16 protein-coding genes are annotated in these 17,766 nt (G+C 67.2%); 12 read left to right on the top strand and 4 right to left on the bottom strand.

Annotation, left to right across the window (positions count from 1 at the left end):
* Positions 1 to 9 precede the first annotated feature (9 nt).
* From JG540_RS10525 to JG540_RS01420, 10 genes are all read left to right on the top strand, one after another.
* Entirely contained in the window at positions 10 to 1,485 is a 1,476-nt protein-coding gene (locus JG540_RS10525; RefSeq protein WP_200276288.1) for a cytochrome c biogenesis protein ResB, read from the top strand.
* Positions 1,472 to 2,386, top strand: a complete 915-nt coding sequence (gene ccsA, locus JG540_RS01380; RefSeq protein WP_234042849.1) for a cytochrome c biogenesis protein CcsA — start codon at positions 1,472 to 1,474, stop codon at positions 2,384 to 2,386. Before JG540_RS10525 ends, ccsA begins: the two co-directional genes overlap by 14 nt.
* A complete protein-coding gene (locus JG540_RS01385) occupies positions 2,373 to 3,125 on the top strand; it encodes a TlpA family protein disulfide reductase (protein ID WP_200276290.1) in 753 nt (250 codons plus the stop codon). The genes ccsA and JG540_RS01385 overlap by 14 nt, the downstream gene beginning before the upstream one ends.
* 92 nt (positions 3,126 to 3,217) lie before the next feature.
* On the top strand, positions 3,218 to 3,787 hold the full coding sequence (pyrE, locus tag JG540_RS01390) for an orotate phosphoribosyltransferase (RefSeq protein WP_200276291.1): 570 nt from the start codon (positions 3,218 to 3,220) through the stop codon (positions 3,785 to 3,787).
* Entirely contained in the window at positions 3,787 to 4,488 is a 702-nt protein-coding gene (locus JG540_RS01395; RefSeq protein ID WP_200276293.1) for a TrmH family RNA methyltransferase, read from the top strand. Before pyrE ends, JG540_RS01395 begins: the two co-directional genes overlap by 1 nt.
* Positions 4,489 to 4,581: 93 nt before the next feature.
* Entirely contained in the window at positions 4,582 to 5,604 is a 1,023-nt protein-coding gene (fbaA, locus tag JG540_RS01400; protein ID WP_200276295.1) for a class II fructose-bisphosphate aldolase, read from the top strand.
* A 288-nt stretch (positions 5,605 to 5,892) separates the two neighbouring features.
* Positions 5,893 to 7,266 (top strand): ABC transporter substrate-binding protein, encoded by a 1,374-nt coding sequence (locus JG540_RS01405; protein WP_200276297.1) that lies wholly within the window; start codon positions 5,893 to 5,895, stop codon positions 7,264 to 7,266.
* A gap of 135 nt (positions 7,267 to 7,401) precedes the next feature.
* Positions 7,402 to 8,247: a carbohydrate ABC transporter permease gene (locus tag JG540_RS01410; RefSeq protein ID WP_200276299.1), complete on the top strand. Its 846-nt coding sequence runs from the start codon at positions 7,402 to 7,404 to the stop codon at positions 8,245 to 8,247.
* A gap of 44 nt (positions 8,248 to 8,291) precedes the next feature.
* Positions 8,292 to 9,161, top strand: a complete 870-nt coding sequence (locus JG540_RS01415; protein ID WP_200277954.1) for a carbohydrate ABC transporter permease — start codon at positions 8,292 to 8,294, stop codon at positions 9,159 to 9,161.
* A 107-nt stretch (positions 9,162 to 9,268) separates the two neighbouring features.
* Complete coding sequence (locus tag JG540_RS01420) at positions 9,269 to 9,913, top strand: MusI family membrane protein (protein WP_200276300.1); 645 nt, start codon at positions 9,269 to 9,271, stop codon at positions 9,911 to 9,913.
* A gap of 181 nt (positions 9,914 to 10,094) precedes the next feature.
* On the opposite strand, the gene JG540_RS01425 is transcribed toward JG540_RS01420, so the two are convergent.
* Complete coding sequence (locus JG540_RS01425) at positions 10,095 to 11,489, bottom strand: hypothetical protein (RefSeq protein WP_200276301.1); 1,395 nt, start codon at positions 11,487 to 11,489, stop codon at positions 10,095 to 10,097.
* A gap of 178 nt (positions 11,490 to 11,667) precedes the next feature.
* Here JG540_RS01425 and JG540_RS01430 point away from each other — a divergent pair, with 178 nt between their 5' ends.
* Positions 11,668 to 12,954 carry an adenylosuccinate synthase gene (locus JG540_RS01430; RefSeq protein WP_200276303.1) on the top strand — a complete coding sequence of 429 codons (1,287 nt, stop codon included), beginning with the start codon at positions 11,668 to 11,670 and terminating at the stop codon, positions 12,952 to 12,954.
* A 129-nt stretch (positions 12,955 to 13,083) separates the two neighbouring features.
* Here JG540_RS01430 and JG540_RS01435 read toward each other — a convergent pair whose 3' ends face one another.
* The 3 genes from JG540_RS01435 to JG540_RS01445 all read right to left on the bottom strand — a co-directional run bounded on the left by JG540_RS01435 (position 13,084) and on the right by JG540_RS01445 (position 14,938).
* Entirely contained in the window at positions 13,084 to 13,689 is a 606-nt protein-coding gene (locus JG540_RS01435) for a hypothetical protein (protein WP_200276305.1), read from the bottom strand.
* Between the two features lie 162 nt (positions 13,690 to 13,851).
* Positions 13,852 to 14,028, bottom strand: coding sequence for a hypothetical protein (locus JG540_RS01440; protein WP_200276307.1), 177 nt, complete (start codon positions 14,026 to 14,028; stop codon positions 13,852 to 13,854).
* A 64-nt stretch (positions 14,029 to 14,092) separates the two neighbouring features.
* Positions 14,093 to 14,938 carry an LppM family (lipo)protein gene (locus JG540_RS01445; protein WP_200276309.1) on the bottom strand — a complete coding sequence of 282 codons (846 nt, stop codon included), beginning with the start codon at positions 14,936 to 14,938 and terminating at the stop codon, positions 14,093 to 14,095.
* Between the two features lie 179 nt (positions 14,939 to 15,117).
* Here JG540_RS01445 and JG540_RS01450 point away from each other — a divergent pair, with 179 nt between their 5' ends.
* Positions 15,118 to 16,962: a phosphoenolpyruvate carboxykinase (GTP) gene (locus JG540_RS01450; protein WP_200276311.1), complete on the top strand. Its 1,845-nt coding sequence runs from the start codon at positions 15,118 to 15,120 to the stop codon at positions 16,960 to 16,962.
* The last annotated feature ends 804 nt before the right edge of the window (positions 16,963 to 17,766 follow it).

Raw genomic sequence — 17,766 nt, forward strand, 5'->3', positions numbered from 1 at the left:
AGGGCCGCCATGACTGAGAAGCCCAGGTCCCAGAAGGCCACAGGTGAGTCCGCTCCGGCTGACGGCCTGGACGGGCAGGCTGCTGTCAGTCCTGGTCAGCTGCTCGACCAGGTCTACACCCTGCTCTACAACAAGGTTGTAGGACTGATGCTGATCCTGCTGGCGGGCCTGCTCTCACTCGTAGGCGTCCTCCTGCCCCAGATGCCCTCCGCCGTCAAGGGTGAAGCCGCTCAGGAGGCTCAGTGGCTGGAGTCGGTGCGCCCGGTGCTCGGGGGCTGGACCGGCCCGTTGGAACGCGTCGGCTTCCTGAGCATGTTCTCCTCCGTACCCTTCCTGGTGGTCATGGGGCTGCTGGCTGCCTCCATCGCGGCCTGTACCGTGCACCGGCTGCCTGTGCTGTGGAAGGCTGCACGCCACCCGCACCTGCGGGTGAGCGACCGCTTCTTCGAGCACGCCCGGCTACGTGCCCACTTCACCACCCCGGTCAGCCCGCAGGCCGCCTTCAAGACGGTGTGTGAGGACGCCCGGAGGCACCGGATGCGGGTGCTGGTGCCAGAGCCAGGCACCGGCCTGAACGCCTACCTGGACCGTCACGCCTGGGCTCCTTTCGGCACGGTGCTCGCCCACGCGGCCTTCATCGTCATCATGGTGGGCTTTACGGTCTCCTCGCTGAGCGGCTTCCGTGACGAGCAGTTCACCTTGACAGTCGGCTACCCCAAGGCGGTCGGACACGGCACCACCCTGGTGGCTGAGGCCCGGTCCTTCCAGGACTCCTACTACGCGGACGGTTCCCCCAAGGACTACGTGGCTGACGTCGTGCTGCGTGAGGGGGACCGGGAGGTCGCCTCCCAGCAGGTCCGCGTCAACTCCCCCTTGAGCTACGGGGGAGTGATGCTCCACCAGGCCTACTTCGGGGTGGCGGCCGTGCTCCGGGTGCTGGACGGCTCGGGCCAGGAGGTCCTGCACGACGGCGTGGCCCTGGAGTGGACCAGCAGGGACAAGGTCTTCGTGTTCGGGCGCACCACCTTGCCCGACGGCAGGCTCCTGTACGCCATCAGCCCCGCCTCGGGGCAGGTGGGCACAGGGATCGAACCGGGGCAGGTCCGGGTGGAGCTGCTGGAGACGGAGGACGCTGCCCCGCTGGAGCGGGCGCTGGTGGACCAGGGAGTGCCGGTGTCCTTGGGGGAGTACACCGTCACCTTTGAGCGTGAGAAGCAGTTCACCGGGATGATCCTGCGCAGGGACCCGGGCACCCCGATCGTCTGGGTGGGGTTCGGGATGCTTGCCGTGGGGACCTTCCTGACCATGCTGCTGCGTCACCAGCGCATATGGGTGCGCGTGACCGTCGAGGACGGGCAGACCCTGGTGCAGCTGGCCTCCCCGGACCGCCGGGACTGGGGCTTTGCCCGGCTCTTCACGGAGATGTCTGTACGCGTGAGCCAGAAGATGGCGGGAGACAGGAAGAGGAGTGATGAGGATGCTTGAGTACTCGCAGGCACTACTGCTGATAACAACAGCACTTACGGTTGCGTCAACGATCGCCTACCTGGGGGCTGTCTTGGGGGCGCGTATGGCACCCGCCGCACCTGGTGCCGATAAGGACGTGATTGTCTGCACCGGCGGGGCCGAGCGGCAGGTTGTGGTGACCGGAGGTGTGCGGCACGCCCCCGTGAAACGGTTCACGGTGGCCTGGTGGGCCTCCAAGTCCACCCAGCTGGCCTTCCTGCTGCTGAGCGGTTCCATGCTCGCCCGCATGCTGGCCACCGGGCACGCACCCTTCTCTAACCACTACGAGTTCGCCCTGGCCTTTGCCTGGGGCATGCTCATGGCGCAGGTCTTCTTTGAGTGGCGCTACCGGGTGCGCATGGTGTCCATCATTACCTTGCCCGTGATCCTGGGCATGCTGATCTACGCCTCCACCTTGTCCTACCGGCCCAGCCCGCTCATGCCCGCGCTGCAGAACTCCCCGCTGCTGACCCTGCACGTCCTGACTGCCTCGATCGGCTACGGCGCCGCCGTCGTCTCCTTCGCCGCGGCAGTCATGTACCTGCTGGCCCCTTATATCCGGTGGAGCGGCTGGCCCAAGGCGGAGGCTCTGGACGACCTGGGCTACCGGGCCACGGTGGTCACCTTCCCCATGCTCACGCTCATGCTGATCCTGGGCTCTATCTGGGGGAACGTGGCCTGGGGGCGTTACTGGGGGTGGGACCCCAAGGAGACCTCTGCGCTCGTTACCTGGCTGCTCTACGGCGCCTACCTGCACGCCCGTGTGACCCGCAGGTGGCGCGGCTCCCGCTCGGCGTGGCTGCTGGTCCTGGCCTTCGGGGCGGTGGTCTTCACCTACCTGGGAAACCTCTTCTTCGGGGGGCTTCATGCCTACGCCTGAGGAGGACGCGCTCTGGGAACCACCTGAGGCCGACCCGCAGGAGGCGCTGGCGGAGGACACCGGTCGGGAGCGTGCCGCCCCGGCCGGGGAGCAGGGCACGTCTGTGGCTGACGGCGGGGGCACGGCAGCCCCGGAGCAGGAACCTGCTTGGAGGCGGCGGCTGCGCGACTCCAGCTTCGGCCAGGTGGCGGTGCTGCTGGTCGTGGCTTTCGCGGTGGCTATCGTGGCCTGGTGGTCCGTCAGACCAAGCAGCGAGGAGCCTGCACAGGCTGAGTCCGCAGTCATGAGCCAGGTGCAGGTGGATGGGGCGGGCCAGCCGCCTGCGGTGGGGCAGCAGGCTCCCGACTTCACCGTCCAGGACCTGGATGGTCAGGAGCTCTCGCTGGCCGCCATGCGGGGCCAGCCGGTGTGGCTGGTGTTCGCGGCTACCTGGTGCAGCGGCTGCCGCACCGAGATGCCGGACCTGCGGGAGGCCATAGCTGCCCACGGTGAGGCGGTCCGGCTGGTGGTGGTCTACACCGGGGAGGACGTGGACACGGTCTCGGCCTACTCCAGGCGTGTCGGCAACCGCTTTACCGAGGTTGCGGACAGCACGCAGGAGGTCTCTGCGGCCTACGGCGTCATGGGGGTGCCAGCCCACTACCTCATAGACGCCGACGGCGTGGTAAGGCAGACGCATGTGGGGCTGCTCGGCTCCGCCCAGGTGGCTGAGGCGCTCAGGTCTGTGCAGGGAGGCTGAGCCTGCGTGCTCCTATGGGGCGGTCCCAGGCGCCCCAGGTACAGGGGGTCCGGGACACGCCCAGGAGGCGGGGCAGGGGCTAGCCTGGGGCCGTGAGCACCAATGATTCCCACCGCGCCCGTCTTGCCGAGCTGGTCAACGAGCTGGCCGTGGTCCACGGGCAGGTGACTCTGGCCTCCGGGCTGGAGTCGGACTTCTACGTAGACATGCGGCGGGCCACCCTGCACCACGAGGCCGCCCCGCTGATCGGTCACGTCATGCTGGACATGCTGGAGGAGGTGGGGCTGTGGCCCGACGAGGTCACGGCCGTGGGCGGCCTGACCATGGGGGCGGACCCGGTGGCCACGGCCATGCTGCACGCGGCCGCCTCCCGTGGCCTGGACCTGGACGCCTTCGTGGTGCGCAAGGCCGCCAAGGACCACGGCATGAAGCGGCGTATCGAGGGGCCTGCGGTGGAGGGCCGCCAAGTGGTGGTCCTGGAGGACACCTCCACCACCGGGGGCTCGCCGCTGGAGGCGGTGGCGGCCCTGCGGGAGGCGGGCGCCCAGGTGCTGGCGGTGGCGGTGGTGGTGGACCGCGACACCGGTGCCCGGGAGCGGGTGGAGGCCGCCGGTCTGCCCTACTACGCCGCCCTGGGCCTGGAGGACCTGGGCCTGGCCTGATGACCGTCAGGGATCTGGCAGACGGGGTTCTGGGGGAGGACGGCGGCCCGCTGCCGCCGGAGGTGGACACCCCCGCTGACGTGCGGGAGGTCGGCGTCGGCCCCTGGCCGGGCGGGGAGGCCGCCTGGCCCACCGACCCCTGCTACGACCGCGAGCTGCTGCGCGACGGCGACCGGCGCAACGTCGTCGACCAGTACCGGTACTGGACGGTGGCGGCGATCCGCGCGGACCTGGCCGCCCGCGCGCACCCGCTGCACGTCGCCATCGAGAACGTCTCCCAGGACCTGAACATCGGCTCTATCGTGCGCAGCGCCAACGCCTTCAACGTGGCCGGGGTGCACATCGTGGGCAGGCGGCGCTGGAACAAGCGCGGGGCCATGGTCACCAACCGCTACCTGGACGTGCGCCACCACCCCGAGCCCGCCGGGCTCCTGGAGTGGGCGCAGCAGCGCGGCTACGAGGTGGTGGCCATCGACAACGGCCCCGGTGCCGGGCTGCTGGAGCGCGCCGAGCTCCCGGAGCGCTGCCTGATGGTCTTCGGCTCCGAGGGGGAGGGGATCAGCACCGAGCTGCTGGCCGGGGCCAGCCAGCTGCTGCGCATCGGCCAGTACGGCTCCACCCGCTCCATAAACGTCGCGGCGGCCGCCGCCGTCGCCATGCACACCTGGGTGCTGCAGCACGGTGGCGAGCCCAGCTCCTGAGGGCGGGACCAACAGCCGTGCTCACGCCGGGGTGAAACGTGACAGAATCATCCACGCATCACTGCATCCGAACCCATCAACAGGAGGCACCCAGTGGCTATCGCAACCCAGGAGACGTACAACGACATGCTTGACCGCGCCAAGGCCGGCAAGTACGCCGTCCCCGCGATCAACGTCACCTCGTCCCAGACCCTGTCGGCCGCCCTCAAGGGCTTCGCCGACGCCGAGTCTGACGGCATCATCCAGATCTCCAACGGCGGTGCCGCCTACTGGTCCGGCTCCTCCCGCCTGGACCGCGTGAAGGGCTCGATCGCCTTCGCCACCTACGCCCGCGCCGTGGGCGACCTCTACCCGGGCGTCGTCGGCCTGCACACCGACCACTGCCCCAAGAAGCTCCTGGCTGACTGGATCCACCCGCTGCTGGAGATCGAGGCCGAGCAGGCCAAGCGCGGCGAGCAGCCGATGTTCAACTCCCACATGTGGGACGGCTCCGCCGAGACCCTGGAGGACAACATCGCCATCGCCGTGGACATGCTGGCCCGCTCCAAGGCCGCCACCACCGTGCTGGAGATCGAGATCGGTGCGGTCGGCGGTGAGGAGGACGGCATCACCGGTGAGATCAACGAGAACCTCTACACCACCCCCGAGGCCGCCAAGGCCGCTGTGGACGCCCTGGGCCTGGGTGAGAACGGGCGCTACATCACCGCCCTGACCTTCGGCAACGTGCACGGTTCCTACAAGCCGGGCTTCGTGAAGCTGCGCCCCGAGATCCTGGGTGACATCCAGGCCAAGGTCGGCGAGCAGGTCGGCAAGGACATGCCCTTCGACCTGGTCATGCACGGCGGCTCCGGCTCCACCGACGAGGAGATCGCCACCGCGGTGCGCAACGGCGTCATCAAGATGAACGTCGACACCGACACCCAGTACGCCTTCACCCGCCCGATCGTGGACCACATGTTCAGGAACTACGACGGCGTGCTCAAGATCGACGGCGAGGTCGGCAACAAGAAGACCTACGACCCGCGCGCCTGGGGCAAGCTGGCTGAGGAGGGCATGGCCGCCCGTGTGGTCGAGGCCTGCGAGCGCCTGGGCTCCGTGGGCTCCGCCCGCCGCTGAGCCACCGGGCCGCTGAGGCGGTCTCACCGCCATTGAGCCGCGCAGGCTCTGTGCCGCAGTGCCGGTCCCGACGTCCTAGGAGGTCGGGACCGGCCCGCTTGCTAAGGGCAGGTAGAGTACTCTCAGGCGCCCGGCCAGGTGCGACCTGACACAGTTATGCAAGCCTTGCAGCAAAGTTCAGTGGTTTGTGCAACAATGTGATCGCAACACACCAGCGCGGCAGGTCCCAAGCTGTCGCCACATACGGATTCCCTTCGTGTGACAACCGATGTCCAAAGGAGGACACTCATGCAAGTCATCTCCCGTCGAATGATGCTGGGTGGTACTGCTGCCCTGGCGGTCGCCGCGACGCTGTCCGCCTGCTCCAAGCCGGCTGACAGCAAGATGTCGGACGGCGGCGACGGCGGCGCAGAGGGCGGTGCCGCAGCGGGCTCCGTCTACTTCCTGAACTTCAAGCCTGAGGCGGAGGAGGCCTTCAAGGCCATCGCCGAGGCCTACACCGAGAAGACTGGTGTGCCGGTCAAGGTCTTCACCGCTGCCTCCGGTAACTACGAGCAGACCCTGACCTCCGAGGTCGTCAAGTCCGAGGCGCCGACCCTGTTCAACATCAACGGCCCGGTGGGCCTGGCAAACTGGCAGGAGAACGCCTCCGACCTCACGGACTCTGAGGCCGCTAAGGCCCTGACGGACCCGTCCTTCGCGCTCAAGGGCGAGGACGGCAAGGTATACGGTGTGCCGCTGGCTACCGAGGGCTACGGCCTGATCTACAACAAGGCCATCCTGGACAAGTACTTTGCCATGGCGGACGCCAAGGCCAAGAGCGTCGACGAGATCAAGGGCTTCGCCAAGCTCAAGGAGGTTGCCGAGGACATGCAGGCCAAGAAGGCTGACCTCGGTATCGACGGTGCCTTCGCTGCCACCTCCCTGGCTCCCGGTGAGGACTGGCGCTTCCAGACCCACCTGGCCAACTACCCGGTCTTCTACGAGTACCGTGACATGAAGGCGACTGACGCCAAGGAGCTCAAGTTCACCTACTCGGACAACTACAAGCAGATCTTCGACCTGTACCTCAACAACTCCACCATCAGCCCCTCTGAGGCCTCTGGCAAGGCTGTCACCGACTCTATGGCCGAGTTCGCTCTGGGCAAGGCTGCCTTCGTGCAGAACGGTAACTGGGCCTGGTCCCAGATCTCCAAGGTGGACGGCAACACCGTCAAGGAGGAGGACATCCACTTCATGCCCATCTACGTGGGCGTTGAGGGCGAGGAGAAGTCCGGCATCGCGGTGGGCACCGAGAACTACCTGACGATCAACGCCGAGGCCCCCGAGGAGGACCGCAAGGCCACCCTGGACTTCCTGAACTGGATGTTCACCGACGCCGAGGGCGCCAAGATGCTGGTGGAGAAGTCGGTCGTCTCCGTGGCCCCCTACAAGGCCTTCGCTGACCTCAAGCCGGCTGACCCGCTGGGTAAGGAGGTCCTGGACTTCATCAACAACGGCGACCTCTACCCTGTGAACTGGGTGTTCCAGACCTTCCCGAGCCAGGAGTTCAAGAACCAGCTCGGCCAGCACCTGGCCCAGTACGCCTCCGGTAACGAGGACTGGAACGCGGTGAAGGACTACTTCGTCTCGGGCTGGGCCGCTGAGAAGAGCAAGCTCTGAGATATCCGCTCCTAAGCCGATAGGCCCTACCGATGGCGCCCGGCAGCCTGTCCGGGCGCCATCGGTCACCATCCCTAAACCCCAGCGACATCGGTTCCTGACCCGGCAACGAGGCCGGGAACGGTAAGAGGCATTATGAACAGCGCTCTGAAAAAGTACTTCCCAATCTTCGCGGGCCCGACCATCCTGGCGTTCCTAATCGCCTTCGTGGTCCCGTTCTTCATGGGACTCTACCTGTCCTTCACTAAGTTCAAGAACCTGAACAACGCCAAGTGGGTGGGTGGCGCGAACTACGCGGCCGCCCTGCGTTCAGAGTCCGGCTTCATCTCTGCCCTGGGCTTCACCACTATCGTCTCGATCATCTCGATCATCACGGTCAATATCGGTGCCTTCACCTTGGCCTACCTGCTCACCCGCAAGCTCAAGGGCACCAACTTCTTCCGCTCGGTGTTCTTCATGCCGAACCTGATCGGCGGTATCGTCCTGGGCTTCACCTGGCAGGTCATGCTCAACGCCGTGCTCAAGTACTGGGGCCAGACCATCGTCAATGACTGGCGTCTGGGCCTGGCTGGTTTGATCCTGCTGGTCAACTGGCAGCTGATGGGCTACATGATGATCATCTACATCGCTGGTCTGCAGAACGTGCCGCCGGAGCTCACCGAGGCCGCCCAGATCGACGGTGCCGGCAAGTGGATGACGCTGCGCAACGTGACCATCCCGATGATCATGCCTTCCATCACCATCTGCCTGTTCCTGACCCTGGCTAACACCTTCAAGATGTTCGACCAGAACCTGGCGCTGACCAACGGTGCTCCACTGAAGAAGACCCAGATGGCGGCGCTGAACATCTTTGACACGATGTACGTGCTCAGGAACCAGCGTGGCGTGGCGCAGGCCGAGGCCGTCATCTTCTTCCTGATCGTCTCGGTGATCGCGCTGATCCAGCTGCGCCTCACCCGCTCGAAGGAGGTCGACGCGTGAGCACCTCCAGCACCACCGCGACCACCCCTGCAACGGGAGACAACATGCCCTCCTCCACCGCTATCGCCAAGCCCTCCGGCAGCCACAAGGCCGGGCAGAACATCCTGGTAGTACTGCTGGGTATTCTCTCGCTCATCTGGCTGGTGCCGCTGGCCTTCATCCTGCTCAACTCCTTCAAGGGCAGGCTCCACATCTCCAACAGCCCCTTCTCCTTGCCCACCGGAGACCTGTTCGCTGGCTTCACCAACTATTCCACCGGGCTGCAGCTCTCCGGCTTCGCCCGGGCCATCGGCTGGTCGCTGTTTATCACCATCGGTTCGGTGGCGGTGATTGTGTTCCTTACGGCGATGACGGCCTACTACATCACCCGGGTGAAGACCTGGTGGACCTCGGTGATCTACTACCTGTTCGCCTTCTCCATGATCGCCCCCTTCCAGCTGGTCATGTTCCCCACCTCCAAGGTGGCCGACCTGCTGGGCCTGGCGACCCCCTGGGGCATGATCGTGCTCTACCTGGGCTTTGGTGGAGCGCTGTCAGTGTTCCTCTTCGCGGGCTTCATCAAGTCGATCCCCCTGGAGATCGAGGAGGCCGCCTACATGGACGGCTGCTCGCCGCTGCAGACCTATTTCAAGGTGGTTATGCCGCTGCTCAAGCCCACCGCCGTGACCGTGGCCATCCTGAACACCATGTGGGTGTGGAACGACTACCTCCTGCCCTACCTGGTTATCGGTAACGACGAGCGCTTCAAGACGATCCCGATCGTCATCCAGGCGCTTACCGGCTCCAACGGCAACAAGGACCTGGGTGCCCAGATGGCCATGCTGGTCCTGGCGATCATCCCGATCGTGATCTTCTACCTGTTCAGCCAGAAGCACATCATCGAGGGTGTGGCGGCTGGCGCCGTGAAGGGCTGATGCCCGGATCCGCTGCGGAGGCTGCCCGCCGTGGTGCGTACGCGCGCGCCCGGCGGGCAGCCTCCTGCGTACTGTCCTAGTCCCCGGAGCTGACGGAGAATCTGCCTATGTCCCGACTGCTGAACCTGGAGTCGCCCTTCTACCGTGCCTACAGTGCCGCTGCCGACCTGGTGATCCTCAACGGACTGACCCTCCTGGGCTGCCTGCCGTTGGTGACGGCAGGGGCCTCGCTGACGGCCTGCGCCCGGGTGGTCTCCGGCATGGTACGGGAGGAGGAGGGCTACCTGCTGCGGACCTGGTGGAAGGTCTTCCGAGGGGCGCTGGCGCAGTCCCTGGGCTGGTGGCTGCCGGTGCTGGGCCTGGGGGCCCTGGGCCTGTGGGAGTCCCGGCTGCTGGGGACGACGTCGTCGGCGACGCTCGGGGGCGGCCTGACCGGCCTGCTGCTGGCGGGGCTGGTGGTGGTGCTGGGGGTGCTGGTGTGGCTGGTGCCGCTGACAGCAGACTTTGACAACACCTTGAGGGCGCACCTGGGCAACGCGGTGCGTCTGGCGGTGGGGCGGCTGGACCTGACCTGTGCCTGCCTGCTGGTGCTGGCCGCTCCTGCGGGGGTGTTCTGGCTGCTGCCGGTGGCCCGGACCGCAGCGGCCTGGTTCATGGTGATCCTGGGAGTGGCCTTCGCTGGCTACCTGATGGCCTTGCTGCAGCGCGGCGTCATGGCCCGGCTGCGGGGTGAGGCCGCCGCCTCCCGGTAGAGGAGCCCGAAGCAGGGTGCCGCGCAGGTGCTCGCGTGCAGGCCCTTAGACAGGCAGGTGCCCGGAACAGACGAGCGGGGCACCTGCGTGCCTGAGACGTATCAATCAGGCTGAGCAGCCAAGTGCTGGGACCCAGGGGCCCTGCCCGAGCCGCTGTGGCTGAGACAGGACGCCAGGGTGGTCACTTGCCGTCGTGGTCGTGCTCGTGCCCGGCCTCGCCCTCGTGAGTGTGCTCGTGCTCGGCCTCGCCCTCGTGCGTGTGGTCGTGCCCGGCCTCGGCGTCGATCACCACCATCTCGTTAGGCACCACGCCCAGGTCAAAGCTGGAGAGCACCTTGCCCTCAGAGATCTGCACGATGTGCAGCTTCTTGGCGGTCGGGTCGGTCACGTAGGCGAAGTCCCCCGCGGTCTTGACGTTGGGGCCCGGCTCCTGCCACTTGGCGTTCTCAGTCCACGGGGTTACCAGGTCCACCTGCTTGGTCACTGAGGCGCTCGCCAGGTCGATGATGTTCAGCCTGCCGTCGTTGGTCAGCACCACGCCCTCGCCGTTGGCGCCCCGCCCGAAGGAGCGGAACCAGTAGGCAGAGCCCAGGTCCACCGTGGTCGTGGTGGCGTCGGCGGTGTTGATGACCCCGACCTTGGTGGGGTGCTCCGGGTCGCCGCCCTCAACCGGCTTGACGGTCTTGTAGTCCGTGAGCACGTAGGGGGAGCCAGGGTGTCCGAACTGGTTGCCGGAGCGCTGGTACTCCTCCGGCACGGACACCTTGTGGAACTGTCCGTCGCGGTAGACCACTGAGCCGTTGGTGCAGCCGAAGGAGGCCACGTCCTGGCCCTGGGCGGTGGCCTCACCGTGCACGCCGGGGCAGTCGGTGGTCTCCGTGGCCACGCTGCCGTCCGCCTTGCGCTCCTGGATAGTGTGGCGCTCCTCCTCCGTGCCGGAGGTGACCAGGGTGCTGCCGTTGGCCAGCGGTACCGCCACTCCGTGGTGCGGGGCCGAGGTCTTGATCTCCGTGAGCTCCTCAGCACTGAGCTGGCCGTCCTCCAGGGCCTCGACGTCGAAGCTGGTCACGGTGCCGGTGCCGTCCGCGAACAGCGCCGTGCGGCCCGCGTTGGTGACGACGTGCCCGGCCTTGTCAGCGGCCACGGTGGAGCCGGTCAGCCTGGGGGTGGTCGTGTAGTAGTGGAAGTGGTCCCCGTGGGGCTGACGGATCAGGCCTAGGTCCAGGACCTCGAAGCCGGTGGCGGAGGTGACCAGGGCGTGCCGGCCGTCCCCGGCGGGGTTCAGCCGCAGGAAGCCCTCCTTCTTGAGGTCGGCCAGGGTCTTGCCGTCAGTGGTGTCCAGCACCAGGATCCCGCCCTCGTAGGCGATGGCGACGCGTGGGTCCAGGTCCTTGACCTCCACCGGTGCCTCAGCGGCGGTTGGGCTGGCGTCGTCTGCTGCCGTCGTCGGTTCGGCGCCGTCACTGCCTCCGGTCGCGTCGGCGGAGGGGGCGGCGCTGCCGCAGGCGGCCAGGGTCAGGGCCAGGGCCGCCGAAGCGGGTAGGACGAGAGCGTGGAAGATCCGGTGTGTTCTCATAAGTTTAACGATAATGGTAATCAGTTGCGCTGGCAATCCTTTGACACATCCAGGGTGCTTCCGGGAAACCTTCTCCCGGGCGGATACCTAGGGCTCACAGGAGCCGGGGCCTCCTTCCTCCGGTACGCTGAGGCTGGCGGAGAGAACGTCATGCCGCCAGAAGGAACAGGGGGCGCACATGCCAGCCGTCGTGGTCGTCGGAACCCAGTGGGGAGACGAGGGCAAAGGCAAGGCAACCGACCAGCTGGGTCAGGATGTCGACTACGTAGTCAAGTTCAACGGCGGCAACAACGCCGGGCACACCGTCGTCATCGACGGGGAGAAGTTCGCCTTCCACCTGCTGCCCGCAGGAGTGCTCACCCCCGGCGTCGTCCCCGTCATCGGCAATGGGGTGGTAGTGGACCTGGAGGTCCTGTTCTCCGAGATCGCGGAGATCGAGGCGCGTGGCAAGGACACCTCATCCCTGCGGATCAGCGCCAACGCCCACCTGATCCCCTCCTACAACCGGGTCCTGGACCGTACCACCGAGCGCTTCCTGGGCGCCCGCCAGCTGGGTACGACCGGCCGGGGCATCGGCCCCACCTACGCCGACAAGATGAACCGCGTAGGCATCCGCGTACAGGACCTGTTCGACGAGTCCATACTGCGCCAGAAGGTCCACGCCGCCCTGGGGCAGAAGAACAACCTGTTCCTCAAGGTCTTCAACCGGCCAGCCATTGACCCTGACGCGATCGCTGACGACCTGCTCAGCTACGCCGAGCGGATCAAGCCCCTGGTGATCGACTGCTCCCTGGTGCTCAACGAGGCCCTGGACGCAGGCAGGACCGTGCTCTTCGAGGCCGGGCAGGCCACCATGCTGGACATCGACCACGGCACCTACCCCTTCGTCACCTCCTCCAACCCCACCGCAGGCGGCGCCTGCACCGGCACCGGCGTCGGCCCCACCCGCATCGACGCCGTGGTGGGCGTGGCCAAGGCCTACACCACTCGCGTGGGCGAAGGCCCCTTCCCCACCGAGCTCCATGACGCCATGGGGGAGCGTCTGCGCCAGGAGGGAGGCGAGGTCGGGGTCACCACCGGGCGGCCCCGCCGCTGTGGCTGGCACGACGCCGTGGTAACCCGCTACGCCTGCCGCGTCAACGGGCTCACGGACCTGGTGCTGACCAAGCTGGACGTGCTTACCGGCCACCAGAGCATCCCGGTCTGCGTGGCCTACGACGTCGACGGCGAGCGCACCGAGGAGATGCCGCTGACCCAGACCGGCTTCCACCACGCCCGGCCCGTCTACGAGGAGATGCCCGGCTGGAGCGAGGACATTAGCGGGGTGCGCCGCTTCGCTGACCTGCCCCAGGCGGCGCAGGACTACGTGCTGCGCATTGAGGAGCTGGCCCGCACCCGTGTCAGCGCTATCGGTGTGGGGGCGGGGCGGGAGGCCACCATCACCCGCCACCGCCTCCTGGGCTGAGGTGAGGGTGTAGGAGGGGCGGAGGCCCGCACCCCCGAACCGTTCCAAGCAAGGGCTAGCGCCGTAGCCAGCCTGCAGAAGCAGGGGCTACGGCGCTAGCGCCTGTGAGGCTGGGCTGGTCAGTGGCCGTTAGCTGTTGTTGCTACCGGGCGCTTGTCCGCCCTGCGGCTGGCCGTACCCCGGCTGCTGGTAGGGCTGGCCCGCCACGGGGGGCTGCGGGGTGCCCCCTGGATGCTGGTAGGGCTGGCTGGGCTGCTGGTAGGGCTGGCCCGCTACCGGAGGCTGCTGAGCCATACCCGGCTGCTGGTAGGCCTGCGGCTGACCGTAGGGGGTGCCCGTGAGCGGCTGGCCAGCGCCGTATCCAGGCTGGGCCGGGAACTGCGTGCCCGGCTGGGGGAACGGCCCTGCGGGTGGGGTCTTCTTGCGCTTGGAGACCACCACGAGCACGATCACCAGGGCGGCGACGGCGATAAGTACGAATAGACCGATCAGTACCCAGAGCAGTACGTTGAAGGAGCCGTCACTGGCTTCCGCGCCGTACCCGCTCTCAGGAGGGTTGGTCCAGGTGGCCTTGTTTCCCTTGATGACGCCGCCGCCGCTCACCTTCTGCACCTTGCCGGGGAAGGTCACGGAGACTTTGATGTCGACGCTCATGGTGTCGTCGTCACCAAAGTTTGAGCCTGGGCCGGTCTCCTCCCGGAAGATGAACTTACCGTCCTCGTGCTTGAGGGTCATGCTTCCGCTGTTCAGCTCCTTCAAGGGAATGGCCTTGGCGCTGACCACGCAGGCGTTGCCGACGATCTCGACCTTTGCGTCGGTGACGCCGCTCGGGCTCGTCGATTTGATGTAGTCCTCCTCGCAGTAGAGGCTAGGAGCGTGCGCTGAGAACTCGGAGGATTAAGTCAGGTCGACGGTGTCGTTCTTGTGGACCACGAACTCCTCATGGATCGAGGCGGTGCCCATGATCTCCGCGGCGGCTTGGGGTGCGCTTCCCAGGGAGAGCCCCAGGGCCAGGGCAGGGAGTGTGGCAACTGCGGCGAGTCGCCGGATGGTGGAGCGGAAAGAGAACTTCATGTGGCGAGTGTAACGGTGGTGCACAGTTGCGTCCCGCGTGTGGCGCTCTAGGTGTCCCGGTGATTCAGGCCCGCGCGCCCCGGTGGCTCCGGCGTCCCCGGATAACGACGGCGCCCGTCACGAGCACGGCTGAGGCCAGCCCCACGGCGATCCAGTTCTTGAAGCGCTCCCAGAAGCTCAGCCCCGCACCTGCCTTCGCCAGACCGGCTGCCTGCACCCCGTCCGCCAGCACCTCCGGGTCGGTCCAGGTGACGGTGCGGCCGTCCACCAGCCCGCCCCCGCCGTCGATCACCGCCCCCGGGAAGGTGATCTGCAGGTGCGTGCTGACCAGCTGAGCCAGGGAGCCGGTGGGTGCCTGGGCCTCGCCGCCCGCCGGAGGGGCTGGCGGGGTGGCGGGCTGCCCGCCGTCAGGAGCGGCACCAGGGGCCGCGCCGGGCGTGCCGCCAGTGGTGGGGGCGGGGCTCGGGGCCGGAGCGGTCAGCGGCGGCAGGGCGACCTTGAACAGGTCACCCTCTCGCACCACCAGTGGCTGTCCCCCCTCTGTGCCCGGCGTGCCGTTGGTCGCCGAGACCTCCGCCACCGGCACACCCGTGACCGTCACCTCGCAGCCAGAGCCCTCCGAACCCGTCAAGGGCCGGGCTGAGACCTGCGCCCCGCTCGAGCCGGTAATGCCCAGGGCCTCCGGGCTGGAGTAGGGGGAGCAGGCCTGCACGGCGTCGAAGACGGTCCCGGTGGTGTCCCGCATCTCGATGACGGCGTCGAAGGTCCCGGAGGCCTTTATCTCCATGTCCATGCGCGCCGTGCAGCCTGACAGGGCTGCGGTGGTCGCCAGCAGGCCAGCCAGCAGTCGCAGACGGCCCGGGGTGCGGAGGAGGCGGGGGCTAGAGGCTGCGTCAAGGCGGAGGCTCATACCAGCACGCTACCTGGGGTGTGCGCAGGGACGGCAACGGCGGTAGGCGACGGCGGGCATGTGAGTAGGGCAACAACTGCCTACTGGGACCAAAGGGGAGTGCATCCAGGCGGCGAATGGGGGAGGATATAGGGCGACCGAACAAGATTCGTCACCGAAGACCCAAGAAAGGGACTCACATGACCGTGACCGAGAAGGACGTCCGCGCTGCCGCGCCGGCCAACGCTCCTGAGGACGTCATCGCCTTCGCCACCCGCATCGCGGAGCTCGGCAAGCCCGAGAACGTCTACTTCTGCGACGGCTCCGAGGCTGAGTGGGACCGCCTGACCTCCGAGATGGTCGAGTCGGGCATGTTCACCCGCCTCAACCCCGAGAAGCGCCCCAACTCCTTCCTCGCCCGCTCGCTGCCCAGCGACGTCGCCCGCGTGGAGTCCCGCACCTTCATCTGCTCCGAGAAGGAGGAGGACGCCGGACCGACCAACCACTGGTACGACCCGGCCGAGATGAAGAAGATCCTCAACGAGAAGTTCGACGGCGCCTACGCCGGGCGGACCATGTACGTGATCCCCTTCTCCATGGGTCCCCTGGGCGGCCCGATCTCCCAGCTGGGCATCGAGATCACCGACTCCCCCTACGTCGTGGTCAACATGCGCATCATGTCCCGCATGGGCTCCGCGGCCATGGACCTGATCAACGAGGGCAAGCCGTGGGTGCCTGCCGTCCACTCCGTGGGCGCGCCGCTGGCCCCCGGCCAGAAGGACACCACCTGGCCCTGCAACGAGGAGAAGTACATCACGCACTTCCCCGAGACCAACGAGATCTGGTCCTACGGCTCCGGCTACGGCGGCAACGCGCTGCTGGGCAAGAAGTGCTTCGCCCTGCGCATCGCCTCCACCATGGCCAAGCGTGACGGCTGGATGGCTGAGCACATGCTCATCCTGCGCCTGACCGACGAGAAGTCCGGCAAGCAGTACCACGTCACCGCTGCCTTCCCCTCGGCCTGCGGCAAGACCAACCTGGCCATGCTCCAGCCGACCATCCCCGGCTACAAGGTCGAGACCATCGGTGACGACATCGCCTGGATGCGCCCCGGCCCCGACGGCACCCTGCGCGCCATCAACCCCGAGGCTGGTTTCTTCGGCGTTGCCCCCGGCACCTCCTACGACACCAACCCCATGGCCATGGACACCATGAAGGCCAACACCATCTTCACCAACGTCGCCCTGACCGACGACGGTGACGTGTGGTGGGAGGGTATCGACGCCCCGCTGCCCGAGCACCTGATCGACTGGCAGGGCAACGACTACACCCCCGCCGACGCCGAGGCTGGCAAGAAGGCCGCGCACCCCAACTCGCGCTTCACCACCCCCGCCTCGCAGTGCCCGATCATCTGCCCCGACTGGGAGGCTCCTGAGGGTGTGGCCATCGACGCCATCCTCTTCGGTGGCCGCCGCGCCTCCAACGTGCCGCTGGTCGCCGAGCAGTACGAGGCCGCCCACGGTGTGTTCATCGGCGCCTCCGTGGCCTCCGAGGTCACTGCCGCCGCCACCGACGTCAAGGCTGGCTCCCTGCGCCACGACCCCTTCGCCATGCTGCCCTTCTGCGGCTACCACATGGCCGACTACTGGGGCCACTGGCTGGAGATGCAGGAGAAGCTGGGCGACAAGTTCCCCAAGGTCTTCCAGGTCAACTGGTTCCGCAAGGACGAGAACGGCAAGTTCATGTGGCCCGGCTACGGCGAGAACTCCCGTGTGCTGGACTGGATCGTGCGCCGTACCGCTGGCCAGGTCGAGGCCATCGACGGTGTGACCGGCCGCTACCCCAAGCTCGAGGACTTCAACCTGGAGGGCCTGGACGTCGACGAGGCCACCTGGGCCAAGCTCTTCGAGATCGACCCCGAGGCCTGGGCCGCGGAGATGGACGACACCGAGGAGTACTTCACCAAGTTCGGTGACAAGCTGCCCAAGCAGATCACCGAGCAGCTGGCCAAGTTCCGCGAGCGCATCGCCGCCGCCAAGGCCTGAGCCTTAGCAGCGGGTGGCCCCCGGCCGGTTCGTCCGGCCGGGGGCTGCCTGTGTCTTGAGGGCGGTCCGCGTCCGGGGGCGGCAGCGGCTGCTGGTGCGGCGCAGGCTGTGCAGCGCCCCGACTGAGCCGGGCCTTGCAGCAGCTACGCCACTTGGAGGCTGGAGACCGGCTCGGCGTGCGGGGCCGCGCAGTGGCACGGACGGCCTGCGGTCTCTACCCCCGTGCTGTACACGCTGCTGGCTGTCTGCACCAGTCCGGCTTACGGCGGCCTGGCTCCGCCTGCCCCAGCCTGCGGCGGCCTGACCGACCCTCAGGGGCATGGTGGTCCGCTGCTGGTATCCACAGGGCCGTTTGCGGGGGTAGCTCGCTGTGGTCTCGCTTGTGGAGAACTCTATTGACCGCCATGTAAATATGGCCGGATCGAGTCCGAAGTGATACAGGCTGAGGGGGCCCGTACCCCCGGGGGCCGGGACTGCCGCGGACCTGGTTTTCGGGCGCAACCGTCTGGCCGCCATCCAGGCAAGCGGATGCTTTAGGTTGGGATTTCAGCAAATTTCCATGATTCACGAGGGATGTGTTAATGCGCGGCCGCAGCCTCGTGACGAGGGATGGTGGCATCGATCAAGCCTGTGAGCGGGCTCTGCGGGCTGTTCCCACAGCCTGAGTGGCGTCATCGCGTAAGTCTCCACACCTGTGCACAAGGCTGTGGATACGGTCTGTGGATAACTAGTGTCACAGGCTGCACGCAGCCCCAGCCGTACCTGGGCCAAGAAAGAGACCGCTCCGCAACCCACAGGGCTACG

This window comes from Actinomyces weissii, assembly GCF_016598775.1.
In the GTDB taxonomy this organism is placed as follows: Bacteria; Actinomycetota; Actinomycetes; order Actinomycetales; family Actinomycetaceae; genus Actinomyces; species Actinomyces weissii.